Below are 16,763 nucleotides of genomic sequence, written 5' to 3' on the forward strand. Positions count from 1 at the left end.
AAAAGCGATATTACTATTAATATTATCCGAATATTTTCCATTTTTTAATTTTTAGTTTAGTTGCTCTTAATTGTTGCCAACTCAGGCGGATATCAAACGTTTAAATGTTTTATATCCGACGTTAAACGAAGCTAGTTAATTTTTCTGACAAATTCAAGTTAAGAAATAAATAAGCGTGCATAAATTTTTATGCATGCTTTGGTGTTTAAAAGTTGTAAGCTAGCCCTATACTTATGTTTCTTCCCATATTAAAAATACCGTCTGGTTTTAATCGAGATAAATGATTAATATAAGTTTTATTAGTTAGGTTAGTTCCAGAAAGACTAAAACTTACTTCGTTTTTAAAAAGGGTTAAATTTCCTCCTAAACCGGCACTAAGCAAATTATAACTTCCGGTTGGAGTTTCAAAAATACTCACATTATTCTGGTTAAAAGTAGAGCGTAAGGTTATAAAAGCATAGCCTTGGTTTATAGAATTATTTTCAAATTCTACTCTAATGGTATTGGTTAAATTATTTGCTGGAATTAATGGTAAATACGCACCATTATCTTGCTTGCCAGTTACCATTGCAAAACTGCTTTCAAAATGAATCCAATCTAGAGGATGTGGATGTAAATGCAATCCAAACTCCCCACCATATAATTTGGCATCTTCTTGAGCATACCTGAAAACGGGGTCTTCATCAATAATCTCGCCATTAGGAGCTAAAAAAATGTAATCGTTTATGGTATTATAAAACCCGTTGGCAAATAATTCTAAATGTTCATTTTTAAATTCGAAAGCCACATCGGTTTGAAAATTTTGTTCGTTATTTAATTCGATGTTTCCAATTTCATACCGATTGGTTCCACCATGAGACCCATCGGATGCTAATTCAGATAAATTAGGCGCTCTAAAACCAGTTGCTAAATTAACTCGTGTTGTTATTGCAGGTGTGATATTTGTTTTAAACCCTAAGGCGCCATTAAAACTGTTGAAGGTTTTGTTGAGACTATTTTCAATATTTAAGTGTCTATTATCATATCGAGCACCTAATTGAATATCGGCTTTATCAAAATGAATATGAGACGTTGTAAATACACCTATATCGTTAGTTGTGGCATTGGGTATTAATGCTTCTTCACCATAATTAGTATTTACTTGATTCATGCCTTGAACTCCAATAATAGTTTCAAATTTCCCAAGATTAGGTAGACTATACTTCACATCGTAACTCGCGGTTGAGAGTTTCATATTCAAAGCTGCTTCTAGAATTTCATCTGCTTCATCATGATGCTCTTCTTCTTCGTGTTCATCTTCGTCATGCTCATCTTCGTCATGATGATCTTCATCCTCGTCATGGTGATGCTCTTCAAATTCTTTTCTATTGTTATAAATATACCCTAAACTGATATCTAATTTCGAATCATTAAAAAACAATGTAGATTTTGAACTAAACACATGATTGGTAACTTCTTGGTAGGGCAGAAGTGGCATTCTGTTGGTGTTCTGTATGCCTATGTCTTCAGGAATTCCGAGTTTAGATTGGTTTACGTTATAACGAAATTCTGTTTTAAATGCATTGTTATAGTAGGCTATACCAGCTTTTAAATCTTGTTCTCTAAAACGTGTGTTTGTTACACGGTAATCATTCGTTTTATAATCAGCATGTTCTGCTAAACTTCCTCTAAATAAAAATTTAAATTCATCTCCTGAAACTTTAACACCTGCATTGGTACTGTAACCTTGTGTGTTACTAAAATAGTTACCGCCAAAATCGCCTGAAGACGAATTGGTATTTGCAAAACGCTCTGGGTTTAAATACAAAACGCCACCAAGGGCATCACTTCCATATAACAACGAAGCTGGACCTTTAATAACTTCTACACTTTCAATACCTGTTTCGTTTACGCCTAAACCATGCTCATCGCCATATTGCTGATTTTCTAAGCGAATGCCTTGAGTGTAAACAAGCACTCTGTTTGAACTTAACCCTCTAATAACGGGTTTTCCTATACTTAATCCAGTAGTAATACTTTCTACACCAGCTATATTGGTGATACCTTCTGCAAGCGTTACGGCACCGCTGGATTTTAACTCTTTGACAGATTTTTGTTCCACCTTCATAACATTCTCACTCTGTAGTTTGTGAAAAGGTGTAGAAATGATAATACTTTCCATTTCTATGGCGGTGGGCATTAACTTAATTTCAAATTTGGTTTCTGTAGAGATGTTTATTGAAACTGATTGTGTTTCGTAACCAATCATAGAAAAAATAATTTGATGTTTCCCTGTGGGGATATTTTCAATTTGAAAAACTCCATTTTCATTTGAAACTGTACCCTTTTCAAGATCGGAAAAATAGATATTTACGAATGATAGTGGTTCTGAGGTTTGAGAGTCTGTAATTTTACCACTAAATGTATTTTGACTGTAAATACTTGTGATTGCTAACAATAGCAATGCGTTTAATAATGATTTCATATAATTTGTTCATTTTATTTAATAAAAAAAATAGCTAAAGCTCTTAAAGTTGAGCTAAGTAAAAATTATTAAACTAATGAAGGAGGACCCCTGAGGGAAAAATGTAAACGTTGATATTTACTTAAAAAGAAGTATTGAGACTCAATAGATGTTGAGATTTTTTTAGGTTGAAAAACCGCAAAATCGACATCGGGAAGGTTAAAATGTGTTGTCAATTGAAATTTTTGAAACTCACAATCTAAATCTATTTTATGAATATGAGTTGTGTCTCCACCAACACATATTTCATGTTCATGATGCTCAAAAACATGGATTAATTTAATAGTAGAAGGTACCATTAACGCTATTACCAACAAAAATTTTAGTAAACGAAAAATGATATGTTCCTTGATACGATGCATTAATCTATAAATCGTTTTAAACCTAATCTACGAAGCATCTTTTTTTCGAAGTTCCAGAAAAATTTATACTGACCAAATATCCACCCAAAAAACACCAGCAAAAATTGGTAAACTATAAAAAGTAAAACGATTCGTAGGGTCCAATAACCGAAACTTGAAAAGGTTTCAGTCGTAATATTTAAAAATGAAAGTATAGGTTTGCCTATGTATGATGCCGTAGAACCTGTAACTGCAAATACTATCAGTATAACGATTATTTGCCAATTATGTTCTATGCCCCAACGGGCTTTTAATTTTTCCAAAGTTGCAATTTTATGCAAAAATAAATAAAATAGATTTAAATTCTAGGAATGAACGGTCCTAATCTCTGATTGTATTTTCTCTGAAAGTATATAAAATAATTGTAAAGCACATAATTAACTTCATAACCATAATCTATACCTTGTTGATAATCAATTTGTAATTCGTATAAATCTGTTCTGTATTGTTGAGGAAGCAAAACACGCTGATTCCATTCCATAACATAAAGATTGTTTCTGTTTTCTAAGAATTCTTGCGAGTAATAACCGCGTTGTTTGGCTATACTAACAAGCCAAAAATTGAAACCAGGCTCTATAATCATGATTTCATATTCTATGTCGTCATTAGCAATTTTTACAGTATCATTTTGTTTTAAACTTTCCAATTGCTCATCTGTAGATGTTTTTGCCACTTTTTTAGTTGTGTTGCAGCTTACAATAAACATTGAAATGCAAAGGATATAAATTATTTTTTTCATGGCATTTAGGCATTTTTTTGAATAAATACAGAATTTGTGATTTTAATAAAAGTAAAACTTAAACTAATTCTGTTGTGAGTAAAAAGTATTAGCTTTCTTATTAAATTTACAAAAATCATTCCTTAGTGCGTTCTTTTTAAATGTTTTTAACAAAAAAAAAGCCAACGTAATGTTGACTTTTTTAACTATTTATAGAGATTTGGTATTATTTTCTTCCGAATAAGCCTCCTAGTAATCCACCAAGTCCACCTTTCTTTTTGTTTCCACCTAAAACCATGCCAGCAACATCATCAATAACACTACCATCACCATCAGCATCAAGTATCGATTCTAAAAAGCTTTGTTCTTGTTGAGGGGAATTACCCTTTAATAAACCACCAAGTAATCCATCAATTGCATTTGGACTACTGACATTATTTTGTCTGGTTTGTTTACCTAATACACCCATTAAAATAGGTGCCGCAACTTTTAGTATTTGCGCAACAGAATCAGCGTCCATTCCTGCTTTAGCACCTAAAGTATTCTGTACGTTACGTTGTTTATTACCTAATACATGTCCAAGGATTTTCTCACCGTCAGACATCACATTTTGATCAACACCTCCACTAAAAAGTCCACCTAAATTATCAAGTATACTTCCGTCGTGCTTACTGTTTAAAGCACTTAATAAGCCTTCTGCTCCTTGAGGAGTTGATGCATTACGTCTCATGGCTTGCATTAAAACTGGCAAAGCCATTGTTAAAACATCTTGTGTTTTATTTTGAGGTTGTTTTGTTTGACTAGAAACGCCGTTAATTAATGTTTTTCCTAGGTCACTGTTTAATAAATCTAAAATTCCAGACATGATTTTATAATTGTTATTGATTAATATAATTTGAAAAATTGAAGTTGAATGTACAAAAAAAGCCCCAACTGCTATAGTTAGGACTCATTAATCTTTAATTAGTCACAATTTTATTAATCTATCCTAAGATATTAATAATTTGTGATGCTAATTCTGTACCAATTCTATCTTGTGCTTCATTAGTTGCAGCACCGGTATGAGGTGTTAGAGATAAAGCAGGATTCATTAATAATTGCATTTCTGGTTTAGGTTCTTTTTCAAAAACATCCAAAGCTGCTCTAGCAACTTTCCCGCTTTCAATGGCTTTTACTAATGCAACTTCATTTACCACACCGCCTCGCGCAGCATTAGCTATAATCACACCATCTTTCATCATGTTAAACTCTGCTTCATCAATTACGTAGTCTTTTTGAGCTGGCACATGAAGTGAGATAAAATCTGATTGTTTTAAAACGTCTTCTTTAGAAATTGTTTTAATATTGAAGTTTACTTTTTGACCATCAAAAAATTCTAACTCTAAATCTGCTTCTGCTAAAAACGGATCGAAAGCGACTACTTTCATTCCAACACCAAGTGCTACTTTAGCTGTTGCTTGACCAATACGACCAAACCCTAAAACACCCAAGGTTTTTCCTTTAAGCTCAGTACCTTTTGCATATGCTTTTTTTAATCCTTTGAAGTTGCTATCTCCTTCTAAAGGCATATCTCTGTTGGAGTTATGTAAAAAACGTGCTAAACCATAAAAGTGCCCGAATACCAATTCAGCAACTGAGTGTGAAGAGGCTGCAGGTGTGTTAATTACTTTTAAACCTTTTTCTCTTGCATATTCTACATCGATATTATCCATACCAACGCCACCACGACCAATTATTTTCAAACCTGGACAAGCGTCAATTAAATCTTTTCTTACTGTTGTTGCACTTCTAACTAATAAAACAGCGATGTCTTTTTCGTTTATATAATTAATCAATTGTTCTTGAGCCACTGTGGTTGTGATAACATCGAAACCAGCTTTATCTAAGGCATCAATTCCGCTTTGAGAAATTCCGTCGTTTGCTAATACTTTCATTTTTTATGTTTAATGTTAAAGTTTAAGAGTGTAAAGTTGAAATTACTATTACCTCTGTACTTCAATTTATAATTTGTTTTTATGTCTAAGTAAGCGCTAAAAATTGAGACTGCTTACGGTAATATTTATTATGCTTTACTTTCTAATTCGCTCATGACTTCAACAAGTGCTTTTACACTATCAATTGGTAATGCATTGTACATTGAAGCTCTATATCCACCAACACTTCTGTGCCCGTTTACGCCACTAATACCCGCTTCTTTCAGCATAGATTCGAAAGTTTCTTTTAAGTTTTCGTTTTCTAAGGTGAACGTAGCATTCATGTAAGAACGATCTTCTTTAGCAGCGAATCCTTTAAATAATGGATTTAAATCAATTTCAGAATACATTAAACGTGCTTTCTTCTCGTTTTCTTGTTCAACCGCTGCAATACCGCCAAGACCTTTTAACCATTCTAAAGTTAACATAGACGTATAAACTGCAAAAACAGGAGGCGTGTTAAGCATACTACCACTACCAATGTGTTTTTTGTAATCCATGATAGAAGGAATTTTACGAGATACTTTTCCAAGAATATCTTCTTTTACTACCACAAGAGTTGTTCCTGCAGGACCCATATTTTTTTGGGCTCCGGCGTAAATAATACCAAATTGAGAAAAATCTAACTGACGTGAAAATATATCACTACTCATATCGCACACCATAGGTATTGGTGAGTTTGGAAATGATTTTAACTGTGTTCCAACAATGGTATTGTTTGAAGTACAGTGAAAATAATCATAATCTTCAGGAATTGTATAACCTTTAGGGATATAATTAAAGTTAGCATCTTTAGATGAAGCCACTTGATAAATATCATCTAACATTTGGGCTTCTTTTATAGCCTTCTCACTCCATGCACCCGTATTTAAGTATCCAGCTCTTTTTTCCAAAAGATTCATGGCTACCATTAAAAACTGTGTACTAGCACCGCCTTGTAAAAATAATGCTTTATATCCTTTACCTTCTAAACCAAGTAACTCTAAAACAAAAGCTCTTGCTTTTTCCATAATATCAACAAAATCTTTACTTCTGTGTGAGATTTCAATTAAAGATAAACCAGTGTTATTATAATCTATTACCGCTTCAGAAGCTTTTAATAAGACTTCTTGTGGTAAAATACTAGGGCCTGCGCTAAAGTTGTGTTTTTTCATTTTGAGTGATAAAAAATTAAGATGCAAAGTTGCTAATTAATTAGGTATTTTGTGTTATTAAATCAATAATTTTTTCAAGAAATTGCTAACAAAAATTCAATAGAATCTACACTATCCGCATAATCCCAAAGTTCTGGTTTTTGAGTGTGGCCAAAAGCAATTTCATTTTCAATAAATCCTCTAGAAACAATACACTGTATTTGATTTTTTTTAGCTTCAAGTTCTGTTTTTAAATTTTCAGTTGAGTCATAATATTCATAAAACAACGTCGCTATTGGAGAAGCAAAGCTTTCATCTTCTTTAATCATAAAAAATCCGTTCTCAAGCATATCAAATTCGCTCATTAAATACACCGCTTTATTATGGTCGTAGTTATTGGCATATTTTGCTTTTTCCACAATAGGATGCCAATGATAAATACCTTCAAAAAAGGCATCAAATTTATAGCCTTTTGGCACATAGAGTTTAGAAACATTTCTACAGCCTAATCCGTAATATCTAAATATGTCTTCGGAGAGATTTTTTAAATCCTCCAGTGTTTCATTGCCTGTTAATACAGCAACTGAGTTTCTGTTGTTTCTAATAATAGATGGCTTGTTTTTAAAATAATATTCAAAATATCGTGCTGTATTGTTACTGCCAGTTGCTATTACGGCATCAAAATTTTCAACTTTCGCTTCAGTAAAAGAAATAGCACCTTTAAATTTAGGTTCTACATATTCTATATATTTCGCTAAAAAAGGAAGTAAATGTTTATCGTTAGAAGATTGTTTGACTAAGACTTTATGCCCTGTAATAAGTACCGATAGAAAATCGTGAAAACCCACAAGCGGAATATTCCCCGCCATTATTATCGCTACTTGTTTTGGAGACACGTTCTCTATGGCATAAGGATTTAACCAGGTTTCTAAATTAGTTAGGGTTAAAGCATCTGCCCATGATTTTAACGCGAACCTAATATTTTCGGCGGTAAACCACCCATTATGTTCTTGTGCCAGTTTTATCTGGTGTTTAAAGCCATCAAAGAATACCTCGTTGTGTTCAACATTATCTGCTTTTGAGATAACTTCATTAGAAAATTGCCTTAAAAAATCTCCTAATTTTACAAAAGCGTTAATTCTTTCTTGTAATTGCATTCTGAATTTGGTTATGAATGGTTTTGGCTTTATTTTTGCAACTGCAAATTTAAGGATTCTATGCAGAGTTCTTAAACTTTAAAAGATAAAAAATTACTATGGCAATTATAATAACAGACGAATGTATAAATTGTGGGGCATGCGAACCTGAGTGTCCTAATACAGCAATTTATGAAGGTGCAGATGATTGGCGCTATAAAGATGGTACGAGTTTAGATGGTAAAGTTGTACTAACTAATGGTACTGAAGTTGATGCTGATGAAGCTCAAGAACCGATAAGTGATGAGTTGTATTACATTGTTCCAGATAAGTGTACAGAATGTAAAGGGTTTCACGACGAGCCACAATGTGCTGCAGTTTGTCCTGTAGACTGTTGTGTACCTGATGAAGACCATGTTGAAACCGAAGAAGAATTATTAGCTAAACAACGCTTTATGCACCCTGACGGTTAAAAATGGCTAAAAAATAAATTTTAAAAAATCCTAAGCAAACACTTAGGATTTTTTTTTGCCTTGAGTAAGAATTTAAATATTCCTAATAATGTATAAATCTAATTCATCTAATTAACTACATTTGCACTCGCAAAATTAAAGTAATTATGAAAGCAGGTATTGTAGGATTGCCAAACGTAGGGAAATCGACTTTATTTAATTGTTTATCGAATGCAAAAGCACAAAGTGCAAATTTTCCGTTTTGTACAATAGAGCCTAATATTGGTGTGGTAAATGTACCAGATCCACGTTTGGAGAAATTGGAATCTTTGGTTAACCCAGAGCGTGTTGTGCCTGCAACTGTCGAAATTGTTGATATTGCCGGATTAGTGAAAGGCGCTAGTAAAGGAGAAGGATTAGGAAATCAGTTTTTAGCCAATATTCGTGAGACCGATGCCATCCTTCATGTATTAAGATGCTTTGATAACGATAATATTGTACATGTTGATGGTAATGTAAATCCTATTCGCGATAAAGAAACTATCGATATGGAATTACAACTTAAAGATTTAGAAACTGTTGAAAAGAAACTCGATAAAGTAAAACGTGCTGCTAAAACAGGTAATAAAGACGCTCAGAAAGAAGAAGCTGTTTTATTACAAATAAAGGCTGGATTAGAATCAGGAACTTCTGTTAGAGCATTAGAGTTTAGTGAGGATGATTACGAAGATTTTGTAAAGCCGTCACAGTTTATAACCGATAAGCCCGTAATGTACGTTTGTAATGTAGATGAAGGCGCTGCGGTTTCAGGAAATGCTTATGTAGACCAAGTCAAAGAGGCTGTAAAAGACGAAAGTGCAGAGGTTTTAGTGCTTGCAGTAGGAACAGAAGCAGACATCAATGAGCTAGATGATTACGAAGAGCGACAAATGTTTTTACAAGATATTGGCTTAGACGAACCCGGTTCTGCAAAATTAATTCGTTCTGCTTATAAATTACTTAATCAGCAAACCTATTTTACGGCAGGAGTGAAGGAAGTTCGTGCTTGGACTGTAGATATTGGTGCCACTGCACCGCAAGCAGCAGGCGTTATTCATACCGATTTCGAAAAAGGCTTTATTCGTGCAGAAGTTATCGCATATAACGATTACGTAAGCTACGGAAGTGAAGCTAAAGTAAAAGAAGCTGGTAAAATGCGTGTTGAAGGTAAAAACTACATCGTAAAAGATGGCGATGTCATGCACTTCTTGTTCAACGTATAAAATTATTTTATTGGCGTTACCCTTTGGGTCGGGCTTTCCGTTCCAAGTCCTCGCGTCGTGCCTCCGCTGTGGGCTATCCACTACAATCCCTAACGCAGGTGTTCTTACTAAGTCATTTTTCTATTCAGTATTTGAGTTATTTTGCAATTTTTATTACCATAAACAACACTGAACATCGTAATAAATTATTTCTCGAGGTTTAAAACGAAAAAATCAAATCTACTTTCGTTCTATGCAACTCGATAAACAATTTTGGTATGGCGTAGCTCTTGGGGTTTTAGGAATCGTTTTATTTTCTTCTAAAGCGGTCATGGTTAAGTTGGCATACAACTATAATGTTGATGCTATTAGTGTTTTACTGCTCCGCATGTTATTTTCCTTTCCATTTTATCTTGTAATTGCATATTGGTATAGAAACCAAAATACTGATGCTTTGGTAGAAGCCAAAGACTATGTATGGCTTGTATTTTTCGGTTTAGTAGGTTATTATTTAGCTAGTTATTTCGACTTTGTAGGATTAACATATATCAAAGCAAGTTTAGAACGTATTATTCTTTTTCTATACCCCACGATTGTATTACTTTTTAATAGAATATTCTTAAAAAAAGCAATTACTAAAATTCAAATTATTGCCATAATATTAACGTATTTGGGTATTGTTATTGCATTTTCAGATGAGGTTGCTATTTCAGGTTCAGATACCTATTTAGGAGGTTTTTTTATTTTGCTTAGCGCCATTACTTATGCGTCGTATTTGGTTGGTAGCGGATGGTTAATCCCTAAATTTGGAGTTATGAAATTCACCGCGTATGCTATGATGGTTTCATGTGTTTGCGTTTTCATTCATTACGGTTTGGTTAATGAAATGGATATTTTTAGTTTTTCATGGGAGGTCTATGGTTTAGGATTCTTAATTGCATGTTTTGCAACGGTTATACCTTCATTTTTAGTTTCTGCCTCAATTAAAATGATTAATTCCTCAAACTTTGCCATTATAGCTGGTATTGGTCCAATATCTACGATAATTTTGGCAGCCGTATTCTTAAACGAGGTTTTAACTTGGTTGCAACTTTTTGGCGCCTTGGTGGTAATTGTTGGCATTTTACTGGTGTCAACAAGAAAGGCAACTTAAATAAACTTGTATTGGACTATTAATTTAGTTTAAAAACACAACAATTCGCTCAATAGAGGCAGTAATATCAAGGTTCTCAACAATATTTACTTTCATTGTTAATTACTTTGTAACGCTGCGGTTTTATTTTTTGAAAGGTTGTGCTATATTAGCGTGCTATCTTATACTTTTGTGTTTAGAAAGTATTAAAATCACAACCTATTTATGCTTGAACAGACCAATTATACCGAAGATAATATACGTTCTCTAGACTGGAAGGAGCATATTCGTATGCGCCCTGGAATGTATATTGGTAAACTTGGTGATGGGTCGTCACCAGACGATGGTATTTATATTCTACTTAAAGAAGTTTTAGACAACTCCATAGATGAGTTTGTTATGGGAGCTGGTAAAACTATAGAAATTTCAATTCAAGGCAATAAAGTCATTGTTAGAGATTACGGACGAGGCATTCCTTTAGGAAAAGTAGTTGATGTGGTTTCTAAAATGAATACCGGAGGAAAATACGATTCAAAAGCATTTAAAAAGTCGGTTGGATTAAATGGTGTTGGTACTAAAGCAGTTAATGCGCTTTCTTCATTTTTTAGAGTAGAGTCTACACGTGATAGCAAATCTGCTTCAGCAGAGTTTGAACAAGGTAACCTCATTAATAAAGATTTATTAGAAGATACTTCACGTAGAAAAGGTACTAAAGTATCCTTTGTTCCAGATGAAGTTATTTTTAAAAACTATAAATACAGAAATGAGTACATAGTTAAAATGATAAAAAACTATGTGTACCTAAATCCTGGTTTAACCATCGTTTTTAATGGTGAGAAATATTTTAGCGAACACGGATTGAAAGATTTGTTGAGTGAAAATATTAATGAATCCGATAGACTATATCCTATTATTCATTTAAGGGGTGATGATATTGAAATAGCTTTAACACATAGTAAAACCCAATATAGCGAGGAATATCATTCGTTTGTAAACGGGCAAAACACTACACAGGGCGGAACACATTTAAATGCTTTCAGAGAGGCTTTTGTGAGAACCATTCGCGAATTTTATGGTAAGAATTACGATGCTTCAGATATTAGAAAATCTATAGTAAGCGCTATAGCTATAAAAGTGATGGAACCTGTTTTTGAGAGTCAAACTAAAACAAAGCTAGGTTCAACAGATATGGGAGGCGATTTGCCTACCGTTAGAACCTATATCAATGATTTTTTAAAAACCTATCTAGATAATTATCTTCATAAAAATCCAGATACAGCTGAAAAAATACAACGTAAAATTCTTCAAGCAGAACGCGAGCGCAAAGAATTATCGGGTATTAGAAAATTAGCAAAAGATAGAGCTAAAAAGGCGAGCCTTCATAATAAAAAATTACGCGATTGTCGGGTGCATTTCGGTGACACCAAAAATGAAAGAAATCTAGAAACCACGTTATTTATAACAGAGGGTGATTCGGCATCAGGTAGTATTACAAAATCTCGCGATGTAAATACTCAAGCGGTATTTAGTTTAAAAGGAAAGCCATTAAACTGCTACGGATTAAGTAAAAAAATAGTTTACGAAAACGAAGAGTTTAACCTGTTACAGGCGGCTTTAAATATTGAAGAATCACTTGAAGACTTACGTTATAATAACGTAGTAATTGCAACAGATGCAGATGTAGATGGAATGCATATTCGGTTATTGCTCATAACGTTCTTTTTACAATTTTTTCCTGAGGTAATTAAAGAAGGGCACTTGTATATTTTACAAACCCCATTATTTAGAGTTAGAAATAAAAAAGAAACTATTTATTGCTATTCTGAAGAAGAACGAAGAGATGCTATTGAAAAACTGAAACCGAAGCCTGAAATAACTCGATTTAAAGGATTGGGTGAAATTTCACCTGATGAATTTAAACATTTTATTGGAGATAATATTCGGTTAGATCCTGTGATGTTAGAAGAAGGAATGTCAATTGAAGAATTGCTTTCTTTCTATATGGGTAAAAATACTCCAACCAGACAGGAATTTATTATCGATAATTTAAAAGTAGAATTAGATATTGTAGAATAGTTTTATGTTTATGTACATTTTTAGATAAATAGACCTAATTATAAACTAGTTTAAAGTTAAAATTAATGTGATAAAATATCTTAAATTTGTATTACATATCGTATATCTTGAAATATACAAGGATTAAATAATTAAATCAAACTAAACTAAAATGTTATATAACAAGGATAAAGCACACTTTACGAAAAGATCTTACAAATATTTGCACGTACACACGAGTAGTGAGCAAGCACATAGATTAAGAAACGTAGGAAGAGTTATGCTTAACGGAACACCTAAAAAATAGGTTTTTTAAATGATTGAAGACGGCGACGAGTTAATTAACGGACAGGACGAACCTAAAGAAACCATAACCCGAGTTACGGGAATGTTTAAAGATTGGTTTTTAGACTATGCGTCTTACGTTATATTAGAACGTGCAGTTCCAGCTATTGAAGACGGGTTTAAACCAGTACAGCGTCGTATCATGCATTCCATGAAAGATTTGGATGATGGTCGATATAATAAAGTTGCAAATATAGTCGGTCATACCATGCAATACCATCCGCATGGTGATGCAAGTATAGCTGATGCTATGGTTCAAATTGGCCAGAAAGATTTATTAATAGACACCCAAGGTAACTGGGGTAACATTTTAACTGGCGATAGTGCTGCAGCTTCACGTTACATAGAAGCACGTTTATCGAAGTTCGCGCTAGATGTAGTTTACAATCCGAAAATCACAGAATGGCAAGCCTCTTACGATGGGAGAAGAAAAGAGCCAATAAACTTGCCTGTCATGTTTCCATTATTACTGGCGCAAGGAGGTGAAGGGATTGCAGTTGGACTTTCAACGAAAATATTACCACATAATTTTATTGAGCTTATTGATGCTTCGGTAAAACACTTACAGGGAAAACGATTTACCATTTTACCAGATTTTCCTACTGGTGGAGAAGCAGATTTTTCTAATTACAATGACGGTTTACGTGGGGGAAAAGTACGTGTTCGTGCCAAAATTTCTCAATTAGATAAAAACACACTTGTAATTACTGAAATTCCTTTTGGTACAACAACATCTTCTCTTATTGATTCGATATTAAAAGCCAATGATAAGGGTAAAATCAAGATAAAAAAGATTGAAGATAATACCGCTGCTGAAGTTGAAATTTTAATTCATTTACCTTCAGGTTTATCACCGGATAAAACCATTGATGCATTGTATGCGTTTACAAGTTGCGAATCATCGATTTCACCTCTAGGTTGTGTTATTGAAGATAATAAGCCACTCTTTGTAGGTGTTACTGAAATGCTTCGACGCTCTACAGATAACACAGTTCAACTTCTAAAGCAAGAGCTAGAAATTAAATTATCTGAGTTTGAAGAGCAATGGCATTTCGCTTCTTTAGAACGAATTTTTATAGAGAAAAGAATTTATCGTGATATCGAAGAAGAAGAAACCTGGGAGGGCGTTATAAAAGCCATTGATAAAGGACTTCAGCCACACATTAAACATCTAAAACGCGCTATAACTGAAGACGATATTGTGCGTTTAACTGAAATTAGAATCAAGCGTATTTCTAAATTTGATATTGATAAAGCACAACAAAAAATAGATGCGCTTGAAGATCAAATTGCTGAAGTAAAACATCATTTAGCAAATTTAATAGATTATGCAATTGCGTACTTTACTAGGCTAAAAAAGGAGTATAGTGCAGGTAAAGAGCGTAAAACAGAAATTAAAATATTTGATGATGTTGATGCCACCAAAGTGGTTATTCGGAATACTAAACTTTATGTAAATAGGGAAGAGGGCTTTATAGGGACCTCATTAAAGCGTGATGAATATGTTTGCGATTGTAGTGATATTGATGATATTATTGTGTTTACAGCTGAAGGGAAAATGATGGTTACCAAAGTCGATTCAAAAACGTTTGTTGGTAAAGATATTTTGCACGTTGCTGTATTTAAAAAGAAGGATAAACGAACTATTTATAACATGATTTATCGTGATGGTAAAAAAGGACCATCTTACATAAAACGTTTTGCTGTTACTGGAGTAACTAGAGATAAAGAATACGATTTGACAAATGCTAATAAAGGTTCTATAGTTTTATATTTTTCTGCTAACCCAAATGGAGAAGCCGAGGTCGTAACTGTAAATTTAAGACAAGCAGGAAGTATAAAGAAATTAAAGTGGGATATTGATTTCGCAGATATTATTATTAAAGGTCGCGTTTCTAAAGGAAATTTAGTGACAAAATACTCTGTTAAGAGAATTGAATTAAAAGAAAAAGGAGTTTCTACTTTAAAACCCCGAAAAATTTGGTATGATGAAACTGTTCAACGTCTTAATGTAGACGGAAGAGGAGAGCTCATAGGTGAATTTAGAGGCGAAGATAAACTGTTAATTATAACACAATCTGGAATAATTAAAACAGTAACGCCTGAAGTTACAATGCACTTTGATGACGACATGATTGTATTGGAAAAATGGGTGCCTAAAAAGCCAATATCAGCAGTTTATTTCAATGGTGAAAAAGAGTTGTATTATGTTAAACGGTTTTTAATTGAACAGGAAGGGAAAGAAGAAAGCTTTATTTCAGAGCATCCAAATTCTCAATTAGAAATTGTTTCAACAGACTGGAGACCCATGGCCGAAGTCGTTTTTGCTAAAGAACGAGGTAAAGATCGAAAAGAGAATTTAGAAATCAATTTAGAGGAGTTTATTTCAATTAAGGGTATAAATGCATTAGGTAATCAATTAACAAAAGAAAAAGTAAATCAAGTAAATCTACTTGAACCCCTACCATATGATGCGCCTGAAGAAGTGCATGCCGATGAAATAGAAGTTGTTGATGAAAAAGAAGTATCAACTGAAATTAAAAGTAATCCTTCTACAAATGATTCAGATTCTAAAGACCCAGATTTAGAAGCTGATGATGATGGCCAAATAACGTTATTTTAAAAAATAATAACTTGTTAAATTCTATTACTCTCAAATTTGTTTGGCGAGATATAGGTCGCGCAATGACTTTATTACCTAGTTTGTTTTTAATAACTGGGTGTGTAATAGTTTCCATTTATAACGGTTTTTTAGCTTTTGTGTTTTCTCTTATTATACCTTTTCTCTTTACATTAAATGTAATAATCGGAGTTTTTTGGTTGATTACAAGAAATAATTTTTTTTTACTTTCAATTTTATCTGTTATAGTTTATTTCATCTTGTTTGATTCGTTTGTACAGCTTAATTCCTTGAAAGAATCGATAAATTCAGATAATTTATCAATTTTAAGTTATAATGCTAATGGATTTAAATATGATGGTAAAGATGGAAATCGAGAAGGGGATGATAAGATAGCAGATTTTATAATTAAAAAAAAACCGGATATTGTTTGTTTTCAAGAGTTCTCAGCAATTAAATATAAGCCTTTTAAAGATTACCCACATTGGTTTAAAACTAATTTAGTTACCTCAGGTAAATCTGTTATGGCTATGTTTTCTAAGTACCCCATAGTGACTGAAGGCTATGTAGATTTCCCTGATTCTAGAAATCAAGCAATTTATGCAGATATTAAGTTTAACGAAAAGATAATCAGGGTTTATAATATTCATCTTGAATCTTTTAAATTAAGACCAAAAAGCTCCTATTTAAACGTATGGGGAATTTTTAAACTTACTAATAGGGTTAAGAAAGTGCAAGCCATACAAGAAGAACAGGCAAAAATAATTATTGAGCATGCCAATTCTTTTAAAGGTAAAGTTGTTTTTGTAGGCGATTTTAATGCTACACAGTATTCAAATACTTTTAGGAAGTTATCACATAATATGCTTGATTCATTTATAGAATCTGGACGAGGATTTGGTGGAACGTATCCTAGACTTAATTATCCAATTAGAATTGACTACATTTTGGTAGATAAAAATATAGAAGTACTCTCACATGAAAATTTTAAGCTAAAATTATCAGATCATGAACCTATTCTTGTTAATCTAGCAATTGATTAAAGTTTAATATT

General features: G+C 33.0%; 14 protein-coding genes. 6 read left to right on the forward strand and 8 right to left on the reverse strand.

Going from position 1 to position 16,763, the window contains the following annotated elements:
- Positions 1 to 205: 205 nt before the first annotated feature.
- The 8 genes from O5O44_RS06940 to O5O44_RS06975 all read right to left on the reverse strand — a co-directional run bounded on the left by O5O44_RS06940 (position 206) and on the right by O5O44_RS06975 (position 7,885).
- On the reverse strand, positions 206 to 2,464 hold the full coding sequence (locus O5O44_RS06940; protein ID WP_289196293.1) for a TonB-dependent receptor: 2,259 nt from the start codon (positions 2,462 to 2,464) through the stop codon (positions 206 to 208).
- Between the two features lie 68 nt (positions 2,465 to 2,532).
- Positions 2,533 to 2,865: a hypothetical protein gene (locus O5O44_RS06945; protein ID WP_289196294.1), complete on the reverse strand. Its 333-nt coding sequence runs from the start codon at positions 2,863 to 2,865 to the stop codon at positions 2,533 to 2,535.
- Positions 2,865 to 3,167: a DUF6787 family protein gene (locus O5O44_RS06950; RefSeq protein ID WP_289196295.1), complete on the reverse strand. Its 303-nt coding sequence runs from the start codon at positions 3,165 to 3,167 to the stop codon at positions 2,865 to 2,867. Before O5O44_RS06950 ends, O5O44_RS06945 begins: the two co-directional genes overlap by 1 nt.
- 35 nt (positions 3,168 to 3,202) lie before the next feature.
- Complete coding sequence (locus O5O44_RS06955) at positions 3,203 to 3,643, reverse strand: DUF6146 family protein (protein ID WP_289196296.1); 441 nt, start codon at positions 3,641 to 3,643, stop codon at positions 3,203 to 3,205.
- A 205-nt stretch (positions 3,644 to 3,848) separates the two neighbouring features.
- Positions 3,849 to 4,487: a DUF937 domain-containing protein gene (locus tag O5O44_RS06960; protein ID WP_019388353.1), complete on the reverse strand. Its 639-nt coding sequence runs from the start codon at positions 4,485 to 4,487 to the stop codon at positions 3,849 to 3,851.
- A gap of 118 nt (positions 4,488 to 4,605) precedes the next feature.
- Positions 4,606 to 5,556 carry a D-2-hydroxyacid dehydrogenase gene (locus O5O44_RS06965; protein ID WP_019388352.1) on the reverse strand — a complete coding sequence of 317 codons (951 nt, stop codon included), beginning with the start codon at positions 5,554 to 5,556 and terminating at the stop codon, positions 4,606 to 4,608.
- 128 nt (positions 5,557 to 5,684) lie between these two features.
- Positions 5,685 to 6,749, reverse strand: a complete 1,065-nt coding sequence (gene serC / locus O5O44_RS06970) for a 3-phosphoserine/phosphohydroxythreonine transaminase (protein WP_289196297.1) — start codon at positions 6,747 to 6,749, stop codon at positions 5,685 to 5,687.
- 74 nt (positions 6,750 to 6,823) lie between these two features.
- A complete protein-coding gene (locus O5O44_RS06975; RefSeq protein WP_289196298.1) occupies positions 6,824 to 7,885 on the reverse strand; it encodes an acyl-CoA reductase in 1,062 nt (353 codons plus the stop codon).
- Between the two features lie 98 nt (positions 7,886 to 7,983).
- On the opposite strand from O5O44_RS06975, the gene O5O44_RS06980 reads away from it, so the two are divergent.
- The 6 genes from O5O44_RS06980 to O5O44_RS07005 all read left to right on the forward strand — a co-directional run bounded on the left by O5O44_RS06980 (position 7,984) and on the right by O5O44_RS07005 (position 16,752).
- Positions 7,984 to 8,337 (forward strand): 4Fe-4S dicluster domain-containing protein, encoded by a 354-nt coding sequence (locus tag O5O44_RS06980; protein ID WP_019388349.1) that lies wholly within the window; start codon positions 7,984 to 7,986, stop codon positions 8,335 to 8,337.
- Positions 8,338 to 8,483: 146 nt separating this feature from the next.
- Positions 8,484 to 9,578 (forward strand): redox-regulated ATPase YchF, encoded by a 1,095-nt coding sequence (ychF, locus tag O5O44_RS06985; protein ID WP_019388348.1) that lies wholly within the window; start codon positions 8,484 to 8,486, stop codon positions 9,576 to 9,578.
- Between the two features lie 232 nt (positions 9,579 to 9,810).
- The gene (locus tag O5O44_RS06990; protein WP_289196299.1) at positions 9,811 to 10,710 is read left to right on the forward strand and encodes a DMT family transporter; all 900 of its coding nucleotides are present in this window, start codon (positions 9,811 to 9,813) and stop codon (positions 10,708 to 10,710) included.
- 204 nt (positions 10,711 to 10,914) lie between these two features.
- Positions 10,915 to 12,765 carry a DNA topoisomerase IV subunit B gene (locus tag O5O44_RS06995; RefSeq protein ID WP_019388346.1) on the forward strand — a complete coding sequence of 617 codons (1,851 nt, stop codon included), beginning with the start codon at positions 10,915 to 10,917 and terminating at the stop codon, positions 12,763 to 12,765.
- A 295-nt stretch (positions 12,766 to 13,060) separates the two neighbouring features.
- The gene (locus tag O5O44_RS07000) at positions 13,061 to 15,712 is read left to right on the forward strand and encodes a DNA gyrase/topoisomerase IV subunit A (protein WP_289196300.1); all 2,652 of its coding nucleotides are present in this window, start codon (positions 13,061 to 13,063) and stop codon (positions 15,710 to 15,712) included.
- Positions 15,713 to 15,999: 287 nt separating this feature from the next.
- A complete protein-coding gene (locus O5O44_RS07005) occupies positions 16,000 to 16,752 on the forward strand; it encodes an endonuclease/exonuclease/phosphatase family protein (protein ID WP_289196301.1) in 753 nt (250 codons plus the stop codon).
- The last annotated feature ends 11 nt before the right edge of the window (positions 16,753 to 16,763 follow it).

Origin of the sequence: Algibacter luteus (assembly GCF_030344935.1) — a bacterium.
GTDB classification, from domain to species: Bacteria; Bacteroidota; Bacteroidia; order Flavobacteriales; family Flavobacteriaceae; genus Arenitalea; species Arenitalea lutea.

What these genes read in the sequence shown, in the direction of transcription:
- O5O44_RS06940 (WP_289196293.1), bottom strand. Translation starts at nt 2,464, where the DNA reads ATGAAATCATTATTAAACGCATTGCTATTGTTAGCAATCACAAGTATT.
- O5O44_RS07000 (WP_289196300.1), top strand. Translation starts at nt 13,061, where the DNA reads ATGATTGAAGACGGCGACGAGTTAATTAACGGACAGGACGAACCTAAA.
- O5O44_RS06945 (WP_289196294.1), bottom strand. Translation starts at nt 2,865, where the DNA reads ATGCATCGTATCAAGGAACATATCATTTTTCGTTTACTAAAATTTTTG.
- O5O44_RS06965 (WP_019388352.1), bottom strand. Translation starts at nt 5,556, where the DNA reads ATGAAAGTATTAGCAAACGACGGAATTTCTCAAAGCGGAATTGATGCC.
- O5O44_RS06980 (WP_019388349.1), top strand. Translation starts at nt 7,984, where the DNA reads ATGGCAATTATAATAACAGACGAATGTATAAATTGTGGGGCATGCGAA.
- O5O44_RS06975 (WP_289196298.1), bottom strand. Translation starts at nt 7,885, where the DNA reads ATGCAATTACAAGAAAGAATTAACGCTTTTGTAAAATTAGGAGATTTT.
- O5O44_RS06990 (WP_289196299.1), top strand. Translation starts at nt 9,811, where the DNA reads ATGCAACTCGATAAACAATTTTGGTATGGCGTAGCTCTTGGGGTTTTA.
- serC (WP_289196297.1), bottom strand. Translation starts at nt 6,749, where the DNA reads ATGAAAAAACACAACTTTAGCGCAGGCCCTAGTATTTTACCACAAGAA.
- O5O44_RS06960 (WP_019388353.1), bottom strand. Translation starts at nt 4,487, where the DNA reads ATGTCTGGAATTTTAGATTTATTAAACAGTGACCTAGGAAAAACATTA.
- ychF (WP_019388348.1), top strand. Translation starts at nt 8,484, where the DNA reads ATGAAAGCAGGTATTGTAGGATTGCCAAACGTAGGGAAATCGACTTTA.
- O5O44_RS06995 (WP_019388346.1), top strand. Translation starts at nt 10,915, where the DNA reads ATGCTTGAACAGACCAATTATACCGAAGATAATATACGTTCTCTAGAC.
- O5O44_RS06955 (WP_289196296.1), bottom strand. Translation starts at nt 3,643, where the DNA reads ATGAAAAAAATAATTTATATCCTTTGCATTTCAATGTTTATTGTAAGC.